The 23,409-nt window shown below is 63.9% G+C and carries 21 protein-coding genes and 1 tRNA gene; 9 read left to right on the plus strand and 13 right to left on the minus strand.

What is annotated here, in order from left to right; translation table 11 throughout:
* On the minus strand, positions 1-499 hold a 499-nt coding region (locus DFR29_RS21040), incomplete at its 3' end, for a hypothetical protein (protein ID WP_133820618.1).
* 902 nt (positions 500-1,401) lie between these two features.
* Positions 1,402-1,926, minus strand: a complete 525-nt coding sequence (locus tag DFR29_RS21045; protein WP_133820619.1) for a hypothetical protein — start codon at positions 1,924-1,926, stop codon at positions 1,402-1,404.
* Positions 1,927-2,442: 516 nt separating this feature from the next.
* Here DFR29_RS21045 and DFR29_RS21050 point away from each other — a divergent pair.
* The 3 genes from DFR29_RS21050 to trpC all read left to right on the plus strand — a co-directional run bounded on the left by DFR29_RS21050 (position 2,443) and on the right by trpC (position 4,843).
* Positions 2,443-2,877: a hypothetical protein gene (locus DFR29_RS21050; RefSeq protein ID WP_133820620.1), complete on the plus strand. Its 435-nt coding sequence runs from the start codon at positions 2,443-2,445 to the stop codon at positions 2,875-2,877.
* Positions 2,878-2,995: 118 nt separating this feature from the next.
* Positions 2,996-4,027, plus strand: a complete 1,032-nt coding sequence (gene trpD, locus DFR29_RS21055) for an anthranilate phosphoribosyltransferase (protein WP_208113675.1) — start codon at positions 2,996-2,998, stop codon at positions 4,025-4,027.
* Between the two features lie 18 nt (positions 4,028-4,045).
* Entirely contained in the window at positions 4,046-4,843 is a 798-nt protein-coding gene (gene trpC, locus DFR29_RS21060) for an indole-3-glycerol phosphate synthase TrpC (RefSeq protein ID WP_133820622.1), read from the plus strand.
* Between the two features lie 178 nt (positions 4,844-5,021).
* On the opposite strand, the gene DFR29_RS21065 is transcribed toward trpC, so the two are convergent.
* Together DFR29_RS21065 and crp are read right to left on the minus strand one after the other, a co-directional pair.
* On the minus strand, positions 5,022-5,684 hold the full coding sequence (locus DFR29_RS21065; RefSeq protein ID WP_133820623.1) for an HAD family hydrolase: 663 nt from the start codon (positions 5,682-5,684) through the stop codon (positions 5,022-5,024).
* A 63-nt stretch (positions 5,685-5,747) separates the two neighbouring features.
* Positions 5,748-6,452: a cAMP-activated global transcriptional regulator CRP gene (crp, locus tag DFR29_RS21070; RefSeq protein ID WP_425598876.1), complete on the minus strand. Its 705-nt coding sequence runs from the start codon at positions 6,450-6,452 to the stop codon at positions 5,748-5,750.
* 256 nt (positions 6,453-6,708) lie between these two features.
* Between crp and speD the strand changes: the two genes are divergently transcribed.
* Both speD and DFR29_RS21080 read left to right on the plus strand, forming a co-directional pair.
* A complete protein-coding gene (speD, locus tag DFR29_RS21075; protein WP_133820624.1) occupies positions 6,709-7,500 on the plus strand; it encodes an adenosylmethionine decarboxylase in 792 nt (263 codons plus the stop codon).
* A 185-nt stretch (positions 7,501-7,685) separates the two neighbouring features.
* On the plus strand, positions 7,686-10,262 hold the full coding sequence (locus tag DFR29_RS21080) for a S8 family serine peptidase (protein ID WP_166654245.1): 2,577 nt from the start codon (positions 7,686-7,688) through the stop codon (positions 10,260-10,262).
* A 101-nt stretch (positions 10,263-10,363) separates the two neighbouring features.
* Here DFR29_RS21080 and coq7 read toward each other — a convergent pair whose 3' ends face one another.
* Entirely contained in the window at positions 10,364-11,014 is a 651-nt protein-coding gene (coq7, locus tag DFR29_RS21085) for a 2-polyprenyl-3-methyl-6-methoxy-1,4-benzoquinone monooxygenase (protein ID WP_133820626.1), read from the minus strand.
* Positions 11,015-11,045: 31 nt separating this feature from the next.
* Positions 11,046-12,290 carry a (Fe-S)-binding protein gene (locus DFR29_RS21090; RefSeq protein ID WP_133820627.1) on the minus strand — a complete coding sequence of 415 codons (1,245 nt, stop codon included), beginning with the start codon at positions 12,288-12,290 and terminating at the stop codon, positions 11,046-11,048.
* 141 nt (positions 12,291-12,431) lie between these two features.
* Here DFR29_RS21090 and rplM point away from each other — a divergent pair, with 141 nt between their 5' ends.
* The 4 genes from rplM to DFR29_RS21110 all read left to right on the plus strand — a co-directional run bounded on the left by rplM (position 12,432) and on the right by DFR29_RS21110 (position 14,978).
* Positions 12,432-12,860 carry a 50S ribosomal protein L13 gene (gene rplM / locus DFR29_RS21095; protein ID WP_133820628.1) on the plus strand — a complete coding sequence of 143 codons (429 nt, stop codon included), beginning with the start codon at positions 12,432-12,434 and terminating at the stop codon, positions 12,858-12,860.
* A gap of 22 nt (positions 12,861-12,882) precedes the next feature.
* Positions 12,883-13,275 (plus strand): 30S ribosomal protein S9, encoded by a 393-nt coding sequence (gene rpsI / locus DFR29_RS21100; RefSeq protein WP_133820629.1) that lies wholly within the window; start codon positions 12,883-12,885, stop codon positions 13,273-13,275.
* A 72-nt stretch (positions 13,276-13,347) separates the two neighbouring features.
* Positions 13,348-13,421, plus strand: a tRNA-Gln gene (locus tag DFR29_RS21105).
* A gap of 87 nt (positions 13,422-13,508) precedes the next feature.
* Positions 13,509-14,978 carry a site-specific integrase gene (locus tag DFR29_RS21110; protein WP_133820630.1) on the plus strand — a complete coding sequence of 490 codons (1,470 nt, stop codon included), beginning with the start codon at positions 13,509-13,511 and terminating at the stop codon, positions 14,976-14,978.
* A gap of 100 nt (positions 14,979-15,078) precedes the next feature.
* On the opposite strand, the gene DFR29_RS21115 is transcribed toward DFR29_RS21110, so the two are convergent.
* From DFR29_RS21115 to DFR29_RS21140, 7 genes are all read right to left on the minus strand, one after another.
* Positions 15,079-16,698, minus strand: coding sequence for a DUF6119 family protein (locus tag DFR29_RS21115; protein ID WP_133820631.1), 1,620 nt, complete (start codon positions 16,696-16,698; stop codon positions 15,079-15,081).
* Positions 16,699-16,743: 45 nt separating this feature from the next.
* A complete protein-coding gene (locus tag DFR29_RS21120) occupies positions 16,744-18,180 on the minus strand; it encodes a UvrD-helicase domain-containing protein (protein ID WP_166654246.1) in 1,437 nt (478 codons plus the stop codon).
* Between the two features lie 639 nt (positions 18,181-18,819).
* Positions 18,820-19,203: a conjugal transfer protein TraD gene (gene traD, locus DFR29_RS21125; RefSeq protein ID WP_166654247.1), complete on the minus strand. Its 384-nt coding sequence runs from the start codon at positions 19,201-19,203 to the stop codon at positions 18,820-18,822.
* Positions 19,200-19,553 carry a hypothetical protein gene (locus DFR29_RS29355; RefSeq protein ID WP_166654248.1) on the minus strand — a complete coding sequence of 118 codons (354 nt, stop codon included), beginning with the start codon at positions 19,551-19,553 and terminating at the stop codon, positions 19,200-19,202. Before DFR29_RS29355 ends, traD begins: the two co-directional genes overlap by 4 nt.
* A 364-nt stretch (positions 19,554-19,917) precedes the next feature.
* The gene (locus DFR29_RS21130; RefSeq protein WP_133820634.1) at positions 19,918-21,948 is read right to left on the minus strand and encodes a hypothetical protein; all 2,031 of its coding nucleotides are present in this window, start codon (positions 21,946-21,948) and stop codon (positions 19,918-19,920) included.
* A complete protein-coding gene (locus DFR29_RS21135) occupies positions 21,948-22,436 on the minus strand; it encodes a hypothetical protein (RefSeq protein ID WP_133820635.1) in 489 nt (162 codons plus the stop codon). The genes DFR29_RS21130 and DFR29_RS21135 overlap by 1 nt, the downstream gene beginning before the upstream one ends.
* Positions 22,429-23,349, minus strand: a complete 921-nt coding sequence (locus tag DFR29_RS21140; protein ID WP_133820636.1) for a hypothetical protein — start codon at positions 23,347-23,349, stop codon at positions 22,429-22,431. The genes DFR29_RS21135 and DFR29_RS21140 overlap by 8 nt, the downstream gene beginning before the upstream one ends.
* Positions 23,350-23,409: the final 60 nt, after the last annotated feature.

Consider the following 23,409-nt stretch of genomic DNA (forward strand, 5'->3'; position numbering starts at 1 on the left):
ACGATTTCTTCTTGGCCTCTCCCGTCGGCTCGCCTTCGGGCGCCGGTTCTGCGGCCTTGCGCTTGCGCGCGAAGCGCGCGGACAGGTTGCGGCGCAGTTCTTCCAGTCCCAGTTCGGGCCCGAAGGTATCGACCAGTTTGTAGCCCAGGCGAGAGACCGCATCCAGGTCGCTGCCGATGGCCACCATGGTGTCGTTGCCGCGCTGGACCAGGCGGTTGAGGCGGGCGATGCGCGGGCGCAGTACATCGAGCGCGGTCAGGTCGATACGGGCTTCGGCCAGGTTCAGCGTCGCCGGAATCATGTCGGGATTCTGTTCCATCGCCACCAGGGTTTCGCGGATGAAGGTTTCCGCGCGCGTGCCCATTTTGGAGAGGGCACGCTTTTCCTCGTTGCTCAGGGAGATGAGCGTGACGAATTTTTCTTCCAGCGCGGCCAGCGCGCTGTCGATGGCGGTGAGGTCGGCGTCGGTGAAGCTGATGGAAATCACGTTCTGTGTCATACGAAGTACTTCCTGTCCGGGTGAGGAATGGCCATGCGGCCAGCAACGTTCGCGTGTTGGGATACGCTGCCGTTCCCTGATGCAGCGCGGGCGAACGCAGGAAGTGTCTACGACGACAGTGCTTTCAGCTTCTGCACATTTGTAATGTATAACTTGTATAAATCAATTGATATTGATTGTTGGCGGAGGCGTCGATACGCGACGGGAGATGGGCGCGTATGGGGCACGGTGGCGGTCTTGCCGAACGGGCACGTACGGGGTGTCGATCAACTGGCTGGCGGCGGTTGCGAGAAGTCGGTCCGCACCGGGTCGTGGCGCCGGCGGGCGGATGGACTCGGTGGCGCCCAGAAACGCTCTCTGGTGGGTGTCCGGATTTTTCTAACCTTGCGGGTAGCGGTCCAGACCGTGCCGCCCCTGTCCGGCACCTTGAGCGCAAGGTTCAGAACCTTGCAAGCCGGTCGACAATCGTGCTTACGACAGAAGAATGTTCTCGTCAGAACTCGATAAGCGCGCGAACGGCGGCTACAGCGCGCTCGCTCTCCCCCGGCTGCATCGGGGGAGAGGGTTGGGGTGAGGGTTTTCGTGTTCATGCAGGTCTCCGATCGGCGATTCGAGTAGCCGCCAGTGTTCGTGCGGCTGCCGCGGCCAATCGCAGGCAACCCGTCAGCGGGCAAGCGCCGCATCGGGTCAAAGCGGGAAGAAAACGCTGCAAGTAGGCGAACCGCGTCGAAAAACGGCCGCGGCGAGCCGACATACGCAATCGTCTGCTCGGCCGCCGCGTAAAACGATGGTTATTTCGCGGAGCTGGCGTTGCGCCAGCCCGGCTTGTCGCCCACCCGCTATCGAGCGCCTGCAGGCAGGGTTTTACGCACGTACCAAACGGGTCTGCAGGGGCTATGCCGCTACTGCGTCACCTCATCCGGGCACAGCACACAGGTGCCGGAAATGCCCTGGGTGATCTGGTAGTCGGCGTGGTGGTTTTCGCTGAAGAAGGTCTGCGGCGCTTCGAACACGGGCACGACCAGGCCGCCCTCGGGAAACTCGGTGCCGGGGCCGACGTAGCTGGTGCATGCAGAGAGCGCGAGCGCCCGGGCGACGCTGTAGTCGTCGTCGAAATCGCCGCAGGTCTGGGCCGGGCAGCCCACCATGGTGATGACCGTCGTGTTGACGAGGCAGTAAGGCCCGCCGCTGCCACCACCACCACCACCACCCCCACCACCGCCGCCGGTGCGGCCAGGCAGGTTGGCGGCTTCGCGCTTGAGGCAGATCTGGTAGTCGCGCAGACCTTTCTGGACGTAGCCGAAACTTCCGAGAATCCGGGGCTTGCCGCTGCGGCAGGCATCGATCGTCGGTAGCTGGTCATGGGCCAGAACCGGGCCGGCGGCGAACAGTACGAGCAGGACGGTACACAGACGGTAATTCTTCAAGCGGTTTCCCCTAGCAGGATGTCGGGAAAGGCGTTTCCTGTTTCTTCCCCGAGCGGACGAATCAAGCGGAGCTTGCCTACGTGGTCCGAAAACCGCACCGCGCTTGCGGCCGGCCCTCGGGCGATCCATCCCGGATCGCGCCGGCTGGCTGACTCTTGACAGTGTGCCGATCAGTCGCGAGCAGCAACAGCGACCCCAGAGCACTGCGGCCGGCTGGGCCGATGAATGGCAGCGACGCGCGCGGCTTGCAAGCCCTGGCTGGGATCAAGCCGGGAACGAATTTCGACAAATTACTGATTTGAATATGGTTTCTGGGAGGCGGGCGAAATCGTCCACGGGCTTCGCCAAGAGCGTATGGCGGTCAGTGACTTGGCCGGAAAAGCGTCCCGCCTTGTCCAGGCTTATGCCCTGGTACGCCCGTGTTTGTTCTCGCGGAGGGGCGGCGTCGTGGCCTAGCTTGGATTGGCCCACGGCCGTCAGCGCCGTCGCCGGCCTTCATCCACAGGAGAATCCTTCATGTCGTTCCGTTCGCTTCGCATCCTCGCCGCTGCTGCCGCCCTGCTGGCCACCGGCGCCGCCCAGGCCTATATCAACGGTCCGGTGGTCTGGTATTCGGGCACGCTCGATTTCAGCTGCCCCACCACTCTGCCTTCCGGCGACGTCGTAATGAGTCCCAGCGACCATTCCTTCAGCGAACCGTCGCTGGTGGCGTGCCAGACGGAGTGGAACAATACGTATCAGTACTTCATCAGCCAGGGCTGCGAGGTAGTCGAACAGAGCCTGTGCGCCTACCATTTCGTGCCGTTCCGCGTCACTGCGGAGGAGCACATGTCTCCGGCTATCTTCAACGACTTCGTCCGCTCCGAGCGCGTGCTGCGCGAGCGCTACCGCATCGACCAGTACGAGATCGAACTGAAGGATCTGTACAAGCGCTCGCTGCCCACGCGCTAACCAATCGGCGGTCCGGGCCGGCAGGCGAACTCTGCCGGCCGGGCTTATTCCAAGCCCGACACTGACCTTTGCCGCCCGACTGCTTATCATCGCCGGCCCCGAACACTCGGAGCCGGCCGTGGCGATCACCCCGCAACAGGCGCTGCAGCGCACCATCGAACATCGCGAGATCTTCCACGACGAGATGGTCGACCTGATGGGCCAGATCATGCGCGGCGAGGTGTCGCCGACCATGGTCGCGGCCATCACCACCGGCCTGCGCGTGAAGAAGGAAACGGTCGGCGAGATCAGCGCGGCCGCCGAAGTGATGCGCGCCATGTCGACCCGCGTGGTCACGCCGGCTTATGCGCATTTCGTCGATATTGTCGGCACCGGCGGCGACAGCGCGCACAGTTTCAATATCTCCACCACCGCCATGTTCGTCGCCGCCGCCTGCGGCGTGCGCGTGGCCAAGCACGGCAACCGCAGCGTCTCGTCCAAATCGGGCAGCGCCGACGTGCTGGAAGCGCTGGGCGCGCGCATCGACCTGGATTCGCCCCGCGTCGCCGCCTGCCTGGAGGAAACTGGCATCGGCTTCATGTTTGCGCCCAACCATCATCCGGCCATGAAAGTGGTGGCGCCGGTGCGCAAGGAAATGGGCGTGCGCACGCTGTTCAATATCCTCGGCCCGCTGACCAACCCGGCCGGCGCGCCGAATATCCTGCTCGGCGTATTCCATGCCGATCTGGTCGGCATCCTGGTGCGCGTGCTGCAGCAGCTCGGCGCGCAGCATGCGCTGGTCGTTCACGGCCGCGACGGCCTGGACGAAATCTCCCTCGGCGGCGCCACCCTGGTCGGCGAGCTGCGTGACGGCGAAGTGCGCGAGTACGAAATACACCCCGAGGAATTCGGCCTGGCCATGGCCTCGTCGCGCCAGCTGGTGGTGACCGATGCGGAAGATTCGCGCCGGCGCCTGCTGGAAGTGCTGGACAACCAGCCTGGCGTGGCGCGCGACATCGTGGTGCTGAATGCCGGTGCAGCCCTGTACGCGGCCAATCTGAGCGGGTCTGTCGCCGAAGGGCTGGCCCTGGCCAACGAAGCGATAGCCACCGGCGAGGCGCGGACCAAGCTCGATCAATTTGTCGCCGCCACCCGCCGCCTGGCCGGCTGAAGCACAAGGACGCAAGGCATGAGCGATATTCTGAAAAAGATACTGGCGCGCAAAGTGGAGGAAATCACCGCACGCAGCGGCGTGGTCTCCCTGCGTGAACTGTCCGCCCGCGTTGCCGACGCCTCGCCGGTGCGCGGCTTTGTCGCGGCGCTGCAGCACAAGATCGACGCCGCAATGCCGGCGGTGATTGCCGAGGTGAAGAAGGCCAGCCCGAGCAAGGGCGTGATCCGGCCCGACTTCGATCCGGCGGCGATTGCGCGCAGCTACGAGAGCGGCGGTGCGGCCTGCTTGTCTGTTCTTACCGATGTGGATTTTTTCCAGGGTGCCGACGACTACCTGCGCCAGGCCCGTGCCGCCTGCACGCTGCCGGTGCTGCGCAAGGATTTCACCATCGATGCCTACCAGGTCTACGAGGCGCGCCTGCTCGGCGCCGACTGCATCCTGCTCATCGTCGCCGCACTGGGCGATGCGGCCCTGGCCGAACTGGCCGCGCTGGCGCTGGACCTGGGCATGGACGTGCTGGTGGAAGTGCACGACGCCGAGGAAATGCAGCGTGCGCTGGTCGTGGCCGAGTCCTTGCCGGTGCTGATCGGCGTCAACAACCGCAACCTGCGCACCTTTGCGGTATCGCTGCAGACCACGCTGGACCTGCGCGAGCAAATGCCGTCCGGCCGCCTGCTGGTGACCGAAAGCGGCATTCTCGCTCCCGCCGATGTGGCTCTGATGCGCGGCCACGGCATCCATGCCTTCCTCGTCGGCGAAGCCTTCATGCGTGCGCCCGATCCGGGCAGCGAGCTGCAGCGCCTGTTCGCCTAGGGCGCGAAGATGACAGCGAGTAGCACGGCCCGCCGGCGATCAAGGCGCCGCCATGGAACTCTGCGACCGTGCAATTCGCGTCCGCTCATCGCACCCTGCGGTTGCGGTGCTGCGCTGGGCGGTTACGGCGCTGCACTTTCGTAGGGCGCGATGAGCGCGGCGAATTGCGCGGTAAGTCCTAGCGCGTGCGCACGCACTCGACCAGCCGCGCACCCAATGCGGCGCGCAGCTGTGCTTCTTCGGCGGGCTTGGGGTCGACCAGTATTGCCTGGTCTGCCGCGGCAAGAATGGGCAGGTCGGCCGCACTGTCGCTGTAGCAGTAGTGCCAGTGCGCGGGCAGGCCGGCCTCGGCCATGCGTACCAGCTTGGCCGCGCCGAAGTTGTGCCGGCGCGCCCTGAGCCCGGCCCCACCGAACTGCAGCTCGGTGCCCAGCGCGGTGACATCGCTCACGCCGATCTGCTGCAGCAGCGTATCGAGCAGTAGCTGCGCCGTGCCGCTGACCACGACGACGTGCTCGCCAGCGGTCTGGTGCGCCTGCAGGCGCTGCAGCAGCGGCCGGATGCGGCGGCTGGGCCGGCTCAGCCATTCCTCGCTGAAAAGCGCGATCTCGTTTTCAAAGCGCTGCGGCGTCAGGCCCAGGGTGAGCGCGCGGGCGAAGATTCGGGCGGCGAAGGGCAGGGTGCGTGCGTACCCCAGCAACGGCAGCAGCGGCAGCAGCGGCAGCGCTGCCAGCAGGCGCCAGCGCCGCTGTCGCGTACGCCAGCGCAAATAGCCGGCGAAGCTGTCGCCGCGCAGCAGCACGCCGTCGAAATCGAATACGGCGAGTTTGCGTTCGCTCATGGGGTTGGATCGGGCGGTTTGCTGGGCGGCGGCGCGTCCGTTGCCGGCACGCCGCCGCTGCCGTCAGCGCGTACCGAGTACGACGATGGTCTTGCCCGTGACCGTGATCATGCCCTGTTCTTCCAGCTGCTTGAGCACACGGCCGACCATTTCGCGCGAACAGCCGACGATGCGGCTGATTTCCTGGCGCGAGATGCGGATCTGGCTGCCCTTGGGATGGGTCATCGCATCCGGCTCCTCGGTCAGGTCGATCAGCGTCTTGGCCACGCGGCTGGTCACGTCCATGAAGGCGAGGCGGCTGACCTTGCGCGAGGTGTGCAGCAGGCGGTTGGACAGCTGCGAGCCGATCGCGAACAGGATCTTCGGGCATTCCGCCGCGAGGCTGGTCTCGAACAGATGGAACAGGCGCTCGTAGCTGATCTCGGCCAGTTCCACCGGCGTGCGCGAGCGCACCATCACTTCGCGCCGCGGGGTTTCCACGAACAGGCCCATCTCGCCGATGAACTCGCCGCGGTTGATATAGGCCAGGATCAGCTCGCGGCCTTCCTCGTCCTCGGTCAGTACCGTGAGCGAGCCGTCGATGATGTAGTAGAGGATATTGGCCGAGTCGCCCGGCCGGATGATGGCGGTCTTGCTCGGATAGCGGCGACGGTGGCATTGCCCGAGGAAGCGTTCCATCGCCTGGCGGTCCGGCACCAGCATGGGCGGCGCCTGGACCTTGTTCACGGTCTGCTGCAGGTTGTAACGAAAGTCGGCAATTTTTTGCATGCCTGAGAGCCCCAATTCCTGTGCGAGCCGCGGTCTTTGCCACGGACTGTAGTCGGTGGCCGCGAGCGGGCCTGTTCCGTCGCGGCGGTTCCCCATGCGGCCGACGCGAGGAAGCATAGTAGTGCAAAGCGACGTCGCTTAACGAATCCCGCCGCGGCCGGCGCAATCTGCAGGCCAAGGTGTAATCCGTAACCCGAATGGTCCATAATCCGCGCCCTTTACTCCCCCCACCCCGGCCTGCGCGAGGTATTACGCCGTGGTCAAGCCTCTTCCCCGACTGAAGCTGCAAGGTTTCAACAACCTGACCAAAGCGCTCAGTTTCAATATCTACGACATCTGTTACGCGGTGACGCCCGAGCAGCGGGACCGCTATATCGAGTACATCGACGAGCAGTACGACGCCGATCGCCTGACCCAGATCCTGACCGATGTGGCCAATATCATCGGCGCGAACATCCTCAATATCGCGCGTCAGGACTACGACCCGCAGGGCGCTTCCGTGACGATCCTGATCTCCGAACAGCCGATCATCGACAAGAAGCTGGCCGGCCGCGACGTCATTTCCGACGCCGTGGTCGCGCACCTGGACAAGAGCCACATCACTGTCCACACCTATCCGGAAACGCATCCGCACAACGGTATTGCAACCTTCCGCGCGGACATCGACGTGGCCACCTGCGGCGTGATTTCGCCGCTGAAGGCACTGAATTACCTGATCGAGAGCTTCGAGTCCGACATCGTCACGATGGACTATCGCGTGCGTGGCTTCACCCGCGACGTGAAGGGCAAGAAGCACTACATCGACCACAAGATCAACTCGATCCAGGACTACTTGAGCAAGAGCATCAAGCAGCGCTACGAGATGATCGACGTGAACGTCTACCAGGAAAATATCTTCCACACCAAGATGCACGTGAAGGAGTTCCTGCTCGACACCTACCTGTTCGAAGCGAACGCGTCCGACCTGTCGTTCAAGGACCGCCTGCGCATCGAGCAGCAGCTGAAGTACGAGATCGAAGAGCTGTTCCACGGCCGCAATCTCGGCTGAGGCCGTACGGCCACGCCGCAGATCGAAGCCCCCGGCCGGCAACGGCCGGGGGTTTTTTATTGCGCGTCGCGGCGGGTTGAACCGTCGCTACGCTAGCGTCCGGCAAAAGTGACCTGGGCGCTGTTCGCCTTAACAACCGCGCTGCTAGCATGGCCGCATCCCCTGTTGCTGCCGTGCCGCCCCCCATGTCGCACCCCATTCCGCTTCGCTCGCTGACCGCAGCCTTGCTGCTTGCCTTCTCGGCAAGCCACGCGGCCGAATTCCCGCTTTTTTCCGCGCCGGCCGATGAATCGGCCGCAAGCACGGCGGTGTTGCCGCCGGCCGACAGCGACGACCCGGTCGCGCGCAAGATCCACGCCCAGCTGCGCGCGCCCGCCGGCAGCGAGGCCGCGCGCCTGCCCGAAAGTCTCGCCGATGCCGACAGCGTGCTGGTGGAAGTGCGCTTCCGCGACGACGCCGGCGCCGAACGCGCCGGGCAGGCGCTGGCGCGCACGGCCGCCCAGGTCCGCAATATGCTGTCGGCCGATCGCTACGAAGCGGTGCTGGCGCGCAGCCAGCTGTACGAGCTTGCCCGCGATGCCGACGTAGTCAGCATCGTGCCGGCGCGGCTGGCGCGATCGCTGATCGGCACCGTCACCAGCCAGGGCGTGGCTGCCGGCCGAGTCAACCTGTGGCAGGGCAACACACCGGCATTCACCGGCAGCGGCATCACCATTGCCATGATCGACGCGTTCGACGACACCAACGGTGAGATCAACAGCCTGCAGCTGGCGGCGAACAACAACTGGCCGCCGGACAGCCGGGTCACATTTCTGAACTACAAGACGCTGTCTTCGCCCGCACCGGCCGGCTGCGCCAGCAACACCTTCGGCTGCATGGGCGTAAGCCATGGCAATGCCACTACCGAGATCGCCTACGACGTGGCGCCGGGCGCAAATTTCCGTGTCTACGACACCGTTACCGTCGGCGACTGGCGTCGCGCCATCCTGGACGCAGCCAACCTCAACAGCAGTGGCGGCAGTGCCGGCGCGGTACGCGCGCAGGTGATTTCCGCTTCGCTGGGCGCGCCGCTGGACGGCAAGGGCGACGGCACGGCGCTGGCGGGCTCGATTGCCGAAGCCGCCGGCTGGGCACGCAATCGCGGTGTGATCGTGGTGAATGCGGCAGGCAACGAGCGGCTGCAGCATTGGGGCGGCGAGTTTTCGCTGGCCACTACCGGCAGCGGCTTCCACAGCTGGAGCGGCGGCACCACCTTGTATAACGCCTTCGGCAGCGGCCCGGCGACGAACCAGTCGTACTGCATTCCCGCCGGTACCACGATCCAGGTCGACCTCTACTGGAATGCCTGGACCTCGCCCGGTTCCAATCGCAACTACGACCTGTATCTGTACCGGCGTACCAATGCGACAACCTGGGAGTCCTTGCCGGTAGCCCAGTCGACCCTGCTGCAGGGCGGCGGCAGCGGCCAGACACCGCAGGAGCAGATCGTCTATTCCGCCAGCGGCACGAGCAGCGGCTGCGCGGCGAACAGCGCAGTGTTCGGCGTGGCCGTGGTACGCGTTGCCGGTACGCCGCTCACGGCGACCAACCTGCAGGTTTTTGCCAATATCCCATTGGGAATTTCTGTGCCCGAACGCAGCCTGGGCTTCCCGGCCGATTCGCCCAACGTGGTTTCGGTTGCCGCGATCAACGTCGCCACCGCAGGCACCACGCCGCAGGAAAACTTCAGTTCCGAAGGCCCGGTACTGGCAGCCGGCGGCGGCATTCCGACGACCAGCGCCTCGACCGATCCCAACCTCAAGCCCGATCTGGCCAGCTTCGACAATGTCAGCACCGTCAGCTACGGCGTGGGCGGCACCAACCCGCCGCCAGCGACCAGCTTCACCGGCACCTCGGCGTCGACACCGCATGTGGCCGGCATGGCCGCCCTGCTGATGCAGCGCAACGGCATACCGACCACGGCGGCGACGCTGGACAGCCTGATCGTCACGCCCCTGCGCACCTTGTCCGGCACCGGCAGCAACGATCTGGGCACAGCCGGGCGCGACTACAAATACGGTTACGGCCGCCTGCGTTTCCAGCAGGAAGCCAGCCTTGCCTACGTGCAACAGCCCGGCAATACCGCCGTCAATGCCAGCATCACGCCGGCGGTGAGGGCGCGCGTGCTCGACAACGAAGGCGTGCTGGTGCCGATGGGGCTGCTGTCGGCGCTGAATATTGCGATCGGCAACGATCCCAACGGCGGCAGCGCGGTGCTCAGCGGCGGCGGCAGTGGTGTCCTGGTCGACGGCGTGGCCACCTGGAATGCCCTGAAGATCAACCTGGGCGGCAGCGGCTACACCTTGCGCACCAGCGGCGGCAGCCTGCCCGCCAGCGACAGCAACGCGTTCAACATCACCACCGGTGCGGCAAGCAAGCTCACCTTCGCCCAGCAGCCTGTCACCACCCAGGCCGGCGTAGCCCTGCCGGCGATCACCGTGCGCGTGGAAGACAGCAGCGGCAACCTTGTCACCAGCGACAATGCCACCCAGGTACGCCTGACCCGTTCCGACTGCACCGGCGCCCCGGTCAGCGGCGGCGGCCCGGTCACGGTTGTCAACGGCATCGCCACTTTTTCCAATGTGGTGCTGTATACGGTTGACGGCAGCCAGCGACTGCGTGCCCTGGCGCCCAGCCGCAGCAGCGACGACAGCAACCTCTTCGGCATCACCGCGAACAGCAACCGGATTTTTCGCGGCACGTTCGAAACCTGCTTGCCATAAATGTTGCGAGTCCCACCCCCGGCTGCGTCGGGGGTGGGATGCAGCAAGGGAGGCAACCGTACTTCGTCAGGCGGTTTCGCCGGTGCGTGCCGCCAGTCGCTTCAAACCCGATAAGCCACCGTCTTCATCACCTTCGCCGCCAGGCGCATCAGGTCCGGTATCGGCCGCGGCAGCGGCTTTGCGCCGGCGGCCAGTGCATGTTCCGCATGGCGCGCCTCGTCGTCCTTCATCACCGCGACAATGGCACGGCTGCGGCTATCGGCCGACGGCAGGCCAGTGTTTTCCAGATGCTCGTCCAGGTGCGCCTCGACCTGCCGCTCTGTTTCCACCACGAAGCCCAGGTTCCAGCCGTCGCCGCGCAGGCCGGCCGCAAGCCCCATCGCATAGGCGCCGGCATACCAGAGCGGGTTCAGCACACTGGGGCGGCTGTCCAGCTCCTGCAGGCGCTCCTGGCACCAGGCCAGGTGATCGGTTTCCTCCTGTGCCGCGTCGAGTAACTGCGTCCGCGTGGCCGTATCGCGCGCAACGGCGGCCTGGCCCAGGTACAGCGCCTGGGCGCAAACCTCCCCCGTGTGGTTGATGCGCATCAGTCCGGCGGCGTGAAGACGCTGCGCTTCTTCCAGCTCGGCGGCCGGCAGATCGCCGGCCGGGTTCGCCCGCTGCGCCTCGGCGCGGGCGCCTAGCGATGTGCTCAAGGCGTGCTCGACCTGGTCGAGCAGGCGGTCGAAGCGGCTGAGGTGACGTGTGAACATGTCGGGTTCCTTGAAAGAAGACGCCAAGTATTCAATGGCGCGGCGACTCGCCCGCCGCACCGCTGCCGGCCGCCACCAACTGCCGCGCCAGCAACGTTATCGGGTGCATCACTTCCAGCGCCGCGCCGCGCTCGCGCAGGCCGGCGCCCAGGTGCAGGCGGCAGCCGATATTGCTGGTCAGCAACAGCGTGGCCTGGGTCGACTGCAGCCCATCCAGCTGTTCGTCGCGCAGCGCATCCGACGTGGCCGCAAAACGCAGGAAATTCGTGCCGCCAGCACCGCAGCAGCGCGGTTGTTCCGGCAGTTCAACAATAGTCAATTGTGGAATTCGCTGCAGAAGTGCGTGCGTGGCGCCCGCCGCGCGCACGCGGTTGGTGAGCGAGCAGGGCAGGTGAAGCGCGGCCTTACCTGCCAGCGGCGCAAACTGCAGCGTCGCCAGCTGCGCATCCGAGGCCAGGAATTCGCCGATCTCGCGCACGTGGATCGCCGTCTCTGCAAAGGTGAGATCGCGCAGCGTGCCGTAGCAGCCCGAGGCCGTTACCAGCACTGTTTCCACGCCGCTGCCGACAAACGCCGCGCGCGTGGGCGAAGCCAGCTTAGCGGCAATCGCCGCCTGTCCTGCGTGCTGCGCCAACGCGCCGCAGCAGGCCTGGCCCTGTGGTTCGACTACCGCATAGCCCAGTGCCTGCAGCAGATGCCGCGCCGCCGCGTGCGTATCGCGGTCGAAGGCCGTTGCAACACAGCCCAGGAACAGACCGATGCGGCCGCGCGTTTGCGGCGGTGTCGCTACCGGCATGTGTGGCACTGCCGGCAGTGGCGGAATCTGCGCGACCCAACGCCAGCTGCGGCGGCGTCCCAGCGGAGCGAGCCAGCGCGACAGACGCAGCACCTGGCTCAGTCGCGCCGCCAGACGTATCCAGCCCGGGTGGGCCGCGGCGGCATACAGTAAGGAGTGGAAACGATCAGGTGCCGTCGCTGCCTGTTCCCGCGCCATATCGATGATGCGGCCATACTTCACGCCCGACGGGCAGGCGCGTTCGCAGGACAGACAGCCCAGGCAATGTTCCAGATGGGCCAGCCCCTGCGAATCCAGCGTCAGATCGCCGTTGGCCTGGGCCTTGGCCAGGGCAATGCGTCCGCGGGGCGATTCGGCTTCCGTGCGTTCCACCCGATAGGTAGGGCAGGCCGGCAGGCACAGGCCGCAGAGAACACATTGGTCTGCCAGATTCAGCAGTTCAATCGAAAGCAATGCAGTGGTGGGGGTTTTAGCGGGCATCCGAACAATGCTAACATTCGCGTTCCCCGGCGCTCCGCCGGGTCTGGCCGGATACGCAGCGATTCCAGGGCTTGCAGCCTCGGGAATGTGCCGCTATCATCCCGCGCCTTTCCCTGCCCTCTTGGCACAAGGTTTCTTGTCATGAAAACGTTCAGCGCGAAGGCTGAGACCGTAAAGCGCGACTGGTACATCGTCGACGCCACCAATAAGACGCTGGGACGTCTCTGCTCCGAAATCGCGCTGCGTCTGCGCGGCAAGCACAAGACCGTCTTTACCCCGCACGTTGACACCGGCGATTACATCGTCGTCGTCAATGCAGAAAAGATCCATGTCACCGGCGCAAAGCTGGACGACAAGCTCTATCACCGCTTCACTGGTTACATCGGCAACCTGAAGACGACCCCGCTCAAGAACATGCTCGCTACCCATCCGGAGCGCGTGATCGAGATCGGCGTCAAGGGCATGCTGCCGAAGAACCCGCTGGGCCGCGCCATGTACCGCAAGCTGAAGGTCTACGCCGGCGCCGAGCATCCGCATTCCGCCCAGCAGCCGCAGGCGCTGGACATCTGATCTCCGCAGGAAGATAGAGCACATGGCACTGCAACAGAATTACGGCACCGGCCGTCGCAAGACCTCCGCCGCTCGCGTGTTCCTGCGCCCCGGCACCGGCAACATCACGGTGAACGGCAAGACCCTCGACACCTTCTTCGGCCGTGAAACCGCGCGCATGATCGTGCGCCAGCCGCTGGAACTGCTCAAGGTCGGCGAGAAGTTCGACATCCTCGTCACCGTTGAAGGCGGCGGCACCACGGGTCAGGCCGGCGCGATCCGCCTCGGCATCTCCCGCGCCCTGACCGAATACGACGACAGCTTGAAGTCCCCGCTGCGCAAAGCCGGTTTCATGACCCGCGATGCACGCGAAGTGGAACGTAAGAAGGTCGGCCTGCACAAAGCCCGCCGCGCCACCCAGTTCTCGAAGCGCTAATCACGCATCGACGGGACAGGAAGTCCCGGACGCATCGCACTCCAGGTCAGAGCGTGCGAAGCGAGCAGTTATTGGGAGATCGTCTAACGGTAGGACAACGGACTCTGACTCCGTTTATCTAGGTTCGAATCCTAGTCTCCCAGCCATCACGTCTAAGCCCCTGTTTTTACAGGGGCTTTTTCGTTTCTAGCTTTTGAAGCGCTCGCACAACCGGCTCGCACAAATGGAGCCTCATGCGCATCGCTCACCACCTCATCCGTGTGCCCAGCGGAGTCTTTTATTTCCGGCAATGGGTGCCGCTGGATTTGCAGGCCGCCATGGGCCGGCGGTTTCTCCAAACCAGTCTTCGAACCCGGGATGCGCGGGCCGCCAAGGTCTACGCCCTCACCCTCTCCCTGCGCTACGCTGAGGTCTTCGCGGAGCTGAGGGGGACTGCGATGCCAAAGCCGCGCGTGGACGACATCGTGGCCAACGCCCCACTGGGCGCCGTGCGCCCCTACGAGATGGACGTGGACCCGGCCACCTTGCTGCCGACCCGCATCCGCACGGACGGCACGCCGCAGGACAACCAGGCCGTGCTCGACGCGCTGCAGGCGCTTGGCAATCTTCGGGTCGCACTGGCGCAGCCGTTGCCGGACATGTCCCATCGGCTGCCAGCGGCAACGAAAAAGCCGCCGTCGGTCCTGACGCTCGCCGCCGCGATCAAGCTCTACGAGGAGGCCGAGGCCGCGACCCTGAAACCCAACACGTGGTCTCAGCGCAAGCGCGCCTTCGCTTCATTGAAGGCCGCCATCGGTGGCACCACGCCCGTCGCCCAAATCACGCGCGAGAAAGCCGGCGATTGGGCGCACGGCCTGATGACCCAGCCCTCCAGCAAACTCAAAGACGTGCCGATGACTAAGCGCTCGGCCGGCAACGCGGTGTCCCACGCCGCCCAGCTCTTCGCCTTCCTGGCTCAGCGGGGCAAGTGGATGGGGCCGAACCCCGTCAAAGGGGTCGTCGTCATGACGAAGAAAGAGAAGGCCAGACGGAAGGCCGATGGCTTCCAGTGGGAAGCCTTGGACGTGCCCGCTCTCCAGCGCGTGTTCAATCCCGCCAACATGGCCGGCATCCGCACCGTACACACGAAGTGGGCGGCGCTCATTGGCTTGTTTACCGGCGCGAGGGTGGGTGAAGTTGCGCAGCTCTACCTATCGGATTTCATTGAGGAAGACGGCATTCCCTGCATCCGCATCGCCACGGACTCCGATGGCCAGTCGCTCAAGACCGAAGCGTCGCGACGCCTCGTTCCCATCCACCCGGGGCTGGTGGAGTTGGGCTTGCTGGAGCGCGTGAAAGAACTGCGCCGGCAGGGCAAAGAGCGCTTGTTCGACGGCATGCGCATCGACGGCAAGGCCGGCGCCGGCAATGCGATCTCCAAGGGCTTCGGCTACTACCTCGACAAGCTGGGCATCAAGCCAAGACGTGCCAACGGCATCGTGGGCTTTCACAGCCTCAGAAAGACCGTGATTCAGGAGCTGCAGGGCAGCGGGCTCCCGGCGGAACGGCGTCGTGCTTTCGTGGGCCACGAGCCCGGAGACGACGTACACGAGTCGGTGTACATGCGGCCGTGGACCGCAGGTGAGCTGGCGGAACTGTTCCCGGGACTGGGCTGGGGGAGCTGGTTGGAATTCGACCGTCTGAAGGCGCTGTTGCGCGGTTGAGCTCATCGACCGACAGGAGTTGAGCCAACAGAACGTTTGTCGCGACGTTGACCGTTTCGTCAATCCATCGTGCTTCTGCCTCCTGCATCGCACCGGGCCACTATTGAACCGGATTCTCCTCCTTTTTCAGGTGCTCGGGGTTCACTGCGATCCGGCCCAGCCGGATGTCCGCGTATCCGATGTCCCTCAGTCGTTCGCAAACGCTCCGCAAGGCAACTTGTGTGAAGAAGGGGAGGCTTTCGGCGATGGGGGTTTCGGAACCGCTGACGATGGCGAACACGATGGAATAATCGCCTACAGCCCGCGGCATGGCACCTTCTTCGGGAAGATGATGGGTTGCTTTGCGGTCTGGGCCCATCTTCTCGTTCACCTTGCCAGCGTAAGACTTTTCGCTGCGTAGCAGCGTGCCGGAGACCATTGCTTGGTTGCACAGATGCCCCAATGCCTGCGAGGTGCCGAAGCGTTTGATGTGGATGATTTGCTTTTCTCGGGTGTAGATGTCGCAGAATTCAATTTTGTTGCTGCGCCCACCGATCGCGATGTTCTTGGCATCGAGCAGAACGAAGCGGTCGGGATTTGATTCGGCGAGTGCCTTGTTGTAGGCGGTTTCGGTTTCGTGGCTGTACTCCATTAACTCTTCGGAGAAGGGTGTGATCCCTTTGACGTAGTCGCGGACCTCTTGGATGAAGTCCGAGGCCAGGCGGTACCAACTGCCGGATGAGAGCAGATATTGCTGACCTTCGTGTTCCACCTCGTAGTGCAGGCACTTCATGATGCTCCACTGATGGATCGGCGAGTCTTCACCGTCCACCGCAAAAGCAAAATGCTGTTGAAGAAAGGCGCGGTGGAGTTCTTGGTCCTTGCGGACGGTTGCAAAGAACCCCGGTAGGTGTAGGTCCGTATAGCGCTTGTGCCGCTTCGTCGCGCCAAAGCGAAACCGAACAACGCGATCCCAATCCACGATGTCCGGAATGGCCATCCAGCATTTTCCGCCAACGCCGCCTGCGTCGTACGTACGCTTGAGCTCTTTCGCCAACAGCCCATCGAGCGCTTCGTGTTCGGCGCTCTTGGGTTTGACGACCTTAATCTTGTCAATGAACCCGAAATACTTCTTGTAGGCGTCGGACTGGTAGAGCTTGAGGCAGCGTTCCAACTCGGCGGAGAGCGATTCCGGAGTGCCCGCGATGCTGATGCCCAGATGGTCGGCGCCGGTCATGCGCGCTGGCAGGTTCTCGCCAGTCGGGTTTGCAGTGATGGTGCGGATCAAGTCCGCGCTCGCATCGATGCCGAATTCCTGGGGCTCCGCGGGGCGTGCGACCTGCACCCGCTTGTTGCGCGACGTGGAACTGAAGGTCTTTGTGTCCACGCTGCGCAGGTCGTCCATCTGCGATGCGTTCAGCACGCACATCAGGCCAAAACGTTCCTCGACGGTATCGGGCTGGAGCAGAAACCGACCGGTCCCGAACGACACGGCAAAAAGTCTGCCGCCAGCGGGGGTGAGGTAGAGCGCTCCGGCTGCTTCCACGTGGCCGAGTGCGTCCGGGTTCGTATGCGCCGCAAAGAACGTAGCCCAACGCGGCGTTTTCGACTTGTGCTTCTTGACGAACAAACGTCCGAGTTCACCGTCGTCCCCGACGATGGAAACGTGTGTCATGCCCGGCGGCGATGCATCCTCCATTGAGAGATGGTCGCGTACGAGAAACACGCTCAAATCCGTCATCGTGCACCTCCATCACATTGCGGCTGCCGCAGACGGCCTATGCCGTCAATTGGAACCAATCAACGAAAGCAGCGAGTCGGGCACCTGCAAGGCGACTTTTGCGCGCGTCAGGGCGACGTAGAGCAGCCGCAGCTCGGCCGGGTCCGGTCCCGGGTTCTCCCGATCCCTCGCCATCGGCTTGCTCCGCATGAAATCGTCCAGCAGTCGTACGGATTTCCACTCGCGCCCTTTGGCTTTGTGCCCTGTGGAAATCATCAGGTCAGCGCGCTCCTCGTCCACGGTCCGACCCAACGCCCACAGGAGCCGGCGCTCTCCCAAGGATTCGACCAGGTTCACGAAGGTGAGAAGGTGTGCGCCTTCCTCGCTGCGGGCGAACTCGACGACCTCGTCCCAATTCGCGAAACCGAAGAAGTCGGGTACGTCGCAAGGCTGGCCGGCCCGCAGGGCGACGACGCCCCGGAGCAGTGCCTTCAGCTCTTTCGTGCCGCCGACCAGGTGCGGGGCCTGCCGCGAATCCAGGGCCTCGATGACGGCGTTCATGGTGCTCGCGTTCGAGCGCGCCAGCACCGCGTCCGGCTCACCCGGGCCGATGCGGCTGCGCACCTTCGGGTTGCCTTGTATGGGAGCGGTCGCCCCAAGTTGACGCAGTACCTTTGAGGCGAGGTCGGCGATGGCTTCCCCGAAGCGGAACGACAGGGTCAGTTGGACCTCGGCGTCGGTCCGGATCGTTTCCATCGCGTTCACGGCGCCGCGCCACTCGTAAATCTGCTGGTACTTGTCGCCCACGTAGACCATCTGGGCTTCTTGGTCCGCCAGCACGCCCAGCACCACCGGATTGGTGTCTTGGGCCTCGTCGAGCAGTATGAAGTCGGCACCGAGGAGCGGTTGGGACAACGCCCAGAGCTTGAGGTAGCCGTCGTGCCCGAGCGGCATCAAATCGGTGGCGCTCACCATGCGGCCCCACAGCTTCTGCGCGCCGGCGACCGCGTGCGCTTGTACCGCCCGAAGCACCGCCGGCGAGGCCGCCCGAAGGGCGCCGTGCGGCGGTACGTGTTCGGGCAGGATTGTCGGCTCGGCGCTCTGAGCGAACCGGCGCACCGTGTCCAAAAACAGGAACGCTTGGGATCGCGGCGCCAGGACCAAGTCCGGCCCAAAGGCTTGGGGTTTCAGGTCGAAAGCCTGGGCGAGTTCGTTGGCGTTGATCCGGCCGGTAAGTTTCGAAATGGAGCCGTGGTAGCCCGGAGCAGTCGCTCGGTAGGCCAAGCTGTGCAGCGTCGAGCAATCGACGGTCGGCGGGAACGCGCCCTGGGTATCCGCGACGATGGCCTTGTTGAACGCGATGTACTGGCCGCAGCGCCCCGTGCTGTTGGCCAGCAGTTTCAGGGTGGAAGTCTTTCCGGCGCCCGCGTAGGCGTTGATTTTCAGGCTGTCGCCGCGCTCGAACGCGTCGAGCGCCTGCTGCTGCTCGTCGGTGGGCCGCAAACCCGTTCGGCCGCGCGATGGGGGCCGAGGTGCGGGCGATTGCCGGGCCGAGGCGGTCCTTGGGGCAGGAGCGGCGGACGCCCGCGCGGGCGGTGGCGGGGCCGCGCGAGAAGGCACTCGGGGCGTGGCGGCCGGCCTCGTCGACGTTGGGGCCGGTGCCGGTGCCGGCGCGGTCCTTTCTGCCGGCGCTCTACGGGCTGGCGGGGGCGAACTGAGTGCCGCGATTACCTGGGCCGCCAGGCCGGGTGTGTGCCGGTTTTTGTGCCGGAACGTCAGTTCGTGCTGGAGGTCGCGCAGGACGGCGGCATTGCCCGCCCTCTTGGCGTTCTTGAAATGAGTTTCAAGCTGCTCGAACGAGCACGAGACGAACGGCCGCGGTGTTGTTGCATTCATTCGGTTTCGCCTCCCCTAAGGCCCGCCGATGACGTGGGAACGACGATACCGAAAAATCCACTGTGCAGCATGGGCTCCCAAGTTCTACGGCCGTTGGCCTTGCCGAGGAACACCTGCCATTCGGGGGCGCATCCTCCCACCCGGGCGAGCCCATAACCGGCATAGGCCCACGGGAGAGCTTTCAGCGGCCCGGTCTCCGCAATCGGGTCAGACAGACGGGCCGGTATCCGGCCCGTCGCACTGCTGCTACGCCGAGGGCTCGAACATTGCCGCGACGAGGCCCGCTTGTTGCTCGGCGTCGATAGGAGGGGCGCTTGCCGGCGGGGCCGGCTCATCGACCTGTAAGGCACTCTCCGCGCGTTGGCGCAAGGCCAGCCGCTGCGTCGGTGAATGGCCGTATCGCTGTACCGCGTCCAGCAACGCGCCCACCACCTCCATCGTTTGCCAATCGCCGCAGCCAGCCTTCAGCACCGCATCCCCAAGTTCCGCTCTGCGGCGGGCCTGCGCGCGCCGAGCCTTTGCTTTCTCGGCGTGCGCGCGCCGCAGGGCTTTGAGCAGGGATTTCGCTTCGCGTTGCGCGGCGCGCTGAGCGGCACGATACAACTGATCGTCGTATACAACGCTGCTCATGGGCGCCTCCGTCGGAGTGGATGCGACCCCGCACCGGTCGGAGCGGCGCTGGATTTTCCTCGGGCGGAATCTGCGTTTTTCGCCTCCTCCGTCGCATCGTCCGTTCGAACCAGCTTCCAAGCTGGTGGCTGAGTCGGGCGATCGCCCAGCTGTCTGTTGATGAGGGCGACCACGCATTCTGCATGGTCGCGAACGCGCATCAGCTCTCCCGGCCAGACATATTGGACCTTTTCAAGTTGTGGGTACTTCCCGCTGCGCTCCTCCGAGCGCCGCGGCAAGTAGTAGAGTTCGAACCCAAGGTTTTCGATCCCTCGGCGCAACTTGCGGGAAATTGGCAACTTCTTGGTCATGGGCAACTCCTTGCGTGGAATGCCCTTGGTTGAACCACGGCCCACGGAAAACGGGTAGATGAAAGTTGTGGGTTTTTTCGCGTCCGGTCGGATCGCCGCGGTGCCGCGTGATCGAACGAAAGCGTCGCCGACTGAGCGAATCGAAGGCGGGCTCTCGGCTATGCGGTAGCGCCTGAGACGGTGCGGGCGGCCTGCGTGCGGCGCGGAAAAAGCCAGCGAACATCGAGCATCCAGACCCGAGTAAGAGCGCACTTATGAAAACCCCGCTGGGGTTTTCGGGCGGCCCCTGGCGGGGCCGCGTGCGCTGGGGCGTTGGCCCCAGACCCCGCCGCGATGCGGCGCGAGCGGAGGGCGTTCGGCGCGGCTACCTAATCCGCTGAACAATCTTCCCGTCGAAGGCCACCAAGCTGCAGTTGAGTCCGCGAAGAAAACCTTCCACCTGTTCCCGGTCTTCGCTCGTGGCGAAAATCACCTGCTGTCCGCTGTCCTTTGCACTGACGGCTCGCTCGAACAAATGTTGAACGCTGGCCTTCTTCGTCTCTTGCTGGCGCGGTTCATCGAAAAACAAAACGCCCGGGTGATTCGTTGGCTGCTTCCGGCTGAGTTCCAGGAGCGCAAGTTGATAGGCCCACTTCAACCGAATGGCGTCGCTGGCGGAGAGTTCGAAACCGATTTCAAAGCCTTGCTTCTCGGGGCGGAACGTGTCTTCGGCGATATCTATCTCGCTCGCCGAGAAGGTTGTGAACCCGTACGCCGTCGCTTGCTCTCGGATCAACCGCGTGAGAACGGTCAGCTTTGTTTTGTCCGCTTCGGAAAAGCGGTCATCGGGGAGGGAACCGCGCTCGTCTAACAAGGCTTTGTGCCGCGAAGAGATGGCTTGAAGTTCCAGCTTGCTTTCACCGAAGCGCAGTTGCACGTCGTCCAAGGTCTGAAGGCGCGTCTCAAGCCGAAGGCGCTGTTCGATGGCGGAAATCGATGCGGCGTTGGCCGGGGCCGTCAGGTCGGCCCGCAATGCACGCAAGCGAAAACTTCGTGCGTTCACGTCCTCGGTCAAGGCCGCCAGTCGCTTCTCGAAGTCCTGAATTGACACCGCGGATTGGTCCAGCACCTGGTTGAAGATGGCCTTCTGCGCTTTGATGTATTCGATGTTGTCCTCAACCGGCATGACCGATACGCCCGCGCGTTGCGGAAGCAGGGTATCGGCGAGCGGCTGTTCGCACGTCGGGCAGTGGTGCAGTACGAGGTTCGAGCCCAGGAGCGAGCCCAATCGTTGAATCTTTTGAGCGTCCTGGTTTTTCTTCAGATCGTCATCAAGCGATGCCAGTCGTACAGCCGCAGCTTCCCGTTGGGCGTTTTCGACTTGCCGAAGACGAAACAGATTGTTCCGCTCAGCGTTGATGCTGGCAATCTGGGTGGTGAGGGCGTTGATCTCAGCCACGAGTTCCGGGGCAATCTCACTGACCGTCGGAACATCTTCCCCCGCGAGATCGGCCACCTGATTTCGAATCAAGTGTGATTCCTGCGCCAAGGTGCGCCACGAATTGCCATCCGGAAGCAGCAACACTGCACGCTCAATCTCTGCCACCGAAAGCATGGGCGTGGAAGCTATCCCTTCAACCCTGCCGCTGGTCAGCCGGGCCAGGGCCTGGATTTCGTCGCGCTTGATGACCCAGGCTGCTTTGCTTGCGGCGATGTCGAGTTCCAGCTGCTGCTTCTTTAACTCAAGCTCGTGGGTGTCCAGCCCCATGATGAACTCGACGGCTCGACGTCCGACCTCGCGGATCTGGAAATACGTCGGAAACACCGCCGGCACCGCGGACCACCCAGCTTTCTGCTCGACGTAGAACAGTGGGAAAAGGGTCTCCAGGTACAGCGTGGTCTCTCCGCCGTCGTATCTCTTGACGCGCGGCAACGCCCAACCGACGAAGTCGACGAACATTCGGTGGAAACCAGCTTCCCGCTGCGCCGCCCCCGGATCGAGGACGAAGTAGTCCCGTTGAGTGAAGTGGTCGGCGGGATCCGTCAGGGCTGGGCCGGAGAAAACGCTGATGAGCTTCGGATCGATGTCCGATTTGACCGTGCGGCGAACGGTGAGTATTTCGCCCCTGCCGTTCTCCAGCTCCAGCCAGACGGACGATTCCAGAACGTTGTGTTGCTCGCCGGTTTCCGGGTCGTCCAAGTGGCTGGTCATGACGTACGTCAGCGGTATTTCACGCCGGGAGCTGAGCATGCGCTCCAACCCGAGCGCGTAGATCACCGCCTGCAGGCAGGTGGATTTCCCCATCGTGTTGTCGGCCCACAAGACATTTAGGCCGGTTTCGAAGGGGATGTCCGCACCGTAGGTGCCTGCGAGGGTTTCCGTCCGAAGCCGCAGATGACGAAGCTTGAAGGACATCAGGGACTCTCCATTCGAAGAACTCGTTCCACGGCCGCTTCGGTTGCTTTCTTCCCGATGGCCGCAAGGAAGGCTTTCTCGGCCGACAAAATCGATGGATCGCCGGACAGCATCTGATAGGTACCGACGCCGGCTTCTGTCAGCGCGGCTCCCTTTCCCTTCGGCAGAACGATGAGGCGGCTGGCCGCGGCGAGGGAAAGAGCGCGGTTGAGCCAAGGCTCCACCCGCGTTGGCAGTTCCGCGGCCCGCTTCTCACCAGCAAACACCAGAAGCGTCTCATTTCGTGATTCGGGGGTGCGTGCGGCGTGGGCGAGGAAATGCAACTTTTGCAGGGACGCCTTGTTCCCCTTCGAGCTCCCAAGCAGCAGCACGACCAAGGCGAGACCCCAGCTCAGTCGGAGATCGCCGGGAACAGGCTCAGGCCTTGCGGTCAGTTGAAACGGGCCGTCCAGCAACTGATTCAGTAGGGGAGCTTCGAGGTCAACCATAAGGTGGGAAATCCAGCGGGCACCGCATGAGCCACTCGGCAAGAGCTCCCATTGCGATGGTGTGTACGTTTGCGTCGGAGAGGTGAGGGGCTTCGCGCTTCAGTTCAGCCTTCAGACCCTCAAACTCGGTGCGGAGCGCGGTTTCTGCAGACCCGGAAGAGCTGGGACCTGCAAGTTCCAAAAGGTCGAGTCGCCGGGAGATGGCGCTCAGCACTCTGTCGTGAATGGATGGCGCTCTGGATCGCAAAATCTGCAGCAGGTTTTGGCCGTTCAAGAACCAGCCTATGGCTTTGTCGGTGTCTTGATCGGGGGAGGACGAGGACTGTATTCGCTTCGCGAGCTTTTTCCGCAGGTCTTCGACAAGAGGGCTCGCGTTCTCGGCCCACGTTGTTCGCTCCAGCTGGGTGGCGTCCTGGGCGATGATGAGGTTTGACAAGCGGCGTAGTTCGAGCGCTCGAACTGAACTCGACGCAAAGCTCTTTGGGCACTGGATCAGCGCCTGGAAATCGGATGCGACATAAGGAAGCTTGGCAGCCAGAACGTCGGCCGTTTTCTTGGTCAGATGGGTATTAACCGAAGCACTGTCGTGGAGCGGAACGACAAGGGCCCACCGATTGATTTGCACGGAACCGAAAAGCTTGGCGAGTTCAGTTTTCTTGTGGCAAAACTTGCCCAGGTCGCCGGTGATTTTGCTGACCTGCTTTGACGCGCGATCCGACACCATGCATGGTTCCTGGACCGCATAGCACTGGTACACCGCTTTGTCTGAAAGACTGTAGTAGTCGATTCCCCAGTCGCCTTTGTCCCGCGCGGGAACCGGCGAGACGTTGAGCGCGCCATGCCGATCGGACAGCAAGCTGTAGACGTGTTCCTCCCAGTCGTTGGGATCCCAGCTTTCAAGCGTTTCTGGCATCTACTTTCCCCGTCAACTGGCAATAAATTGACACATTTCAGATAAATACGAAAATGTCGC

It is taken from the genome of Tahibacter aquaticus (genome assembly GCF_004363655.1).
GTDB lineage: Bacteria > Pseudomonadota > Gammaproteobacteria > Xanthomonadales > Rhodanobacteraceae > Tahibacter > Tahibacter aquaticus.

Bases quoted from the DNA above. Each gene is read 5' to 3' on its own strand.
- traD (WP_166654247.1), bottom strand. From the start codon at position 19,203: ATGAGCAGCGTTGTATACGACGATCAGTTGTATCGTGCCGCTCAGCGC.
- rplM (WP_133820628.1), top strand. From the start codon at position 12,432: ATGAAAACGTTCAGCGCGAAGGCTGAGACCGTAAAGCGCGACTGGTAC.
- DFR29_RS21050 (WP_133820620.1), top strand. From the start codon at position 2,443: ATGTCGTTCCGTTCGCTTCGCATCCTCGCCGCTGCTGCCGCCCTGCTG.
- DFR29_RS21090 (WP_133820627.1), bottom strand. From the start codon at position 12,290: ATGCCCGCTAAAACCCCCACCACTGCATTGCTTTCGATTGAACTGCTG.
- DFR29_RS29355 (WP_166654248.1), bottom strand. From the start codon at position 19,553: ATGACCAAGAAGTTGCCAATTTCCCGCAAGTTGCGCCGAGGGATCGAA.
- DFR29_RS21130 (WP_133820634.1), bottom strand. From the start codon at position 21,948: ATGTCCTTCAAGCTTCGTCATCTGCGGCTTCGGACGGAAACCCTCGCA.
- coq7 (WP_133820626.1), bottom strand. From the start codon at position 11,014: ATGTTCACACGTCACCTCAGCCGCTTCGACCGCCTGCTCGACCAGGTC.
- DFR29_RS21110 (WP_133820630.1), top strand. From the start codon at position 13,509: ATGCGCATCGCTCACCACCTCATCCGTGTGCCCAGCGGAGTCTTTTAT.
- DFR29_RS21115 (WP_133820631.1), bottom strand. From the start codon at position 16,698: ATGACGGATTTGAGCGTGTTTCTCGTACGCGACCATCTCTCAATGGAG.
- trpC (WP_133820622.1), top strand. From the start codon at position 4,046: ATGAGCGATATTCTGAAAAAGATACTGGCGCGCAAAGTGGAGGAAATC.
- crp (WP_425598876.1), bottom strand. From the start codon at position 6,452: ATGCAAAAAATTGCCGACTTTCGTTACAACCTGCAGCAGACCGTGAAC.
- DFR29_RS21065 (WP_133820623.1), bottom strand. From the start codon at position 5,684: ATGAGCGAACGCAAACTCGCCGTATTCGATTTCGACGGCGTGCTGCTG.
- DFR29_RS21135 (WP_133820635.1), bottom strand. From the start codon at position 22,436: ATGGTTGACCTCGAAGCTCCCCTACTGAATCAGTTGCTGGACGGCCCG.
- DFR29_RS21140 (WP_133820636.1), bottom strand. From the start codon at position 23,349: ATGCCAGAAACGCTTGAAAGCTGGGATCCCAACGACTGGGAGGAACAC.
- rpsI (WP_133820629.1), top strand. From the start codon at position 12,883: ATGGCACTGCAACAGAATTACGGCACCGGCCGTCGCAAGACCTCCGCC.
- DFR29_RS21080 (WP_166654245.1), top strand. From the start codon at position 7,686: ATGTCGCACCCCATTCCGCTTCGCTCGCTGACCGCAGCCTTGCTGCTT.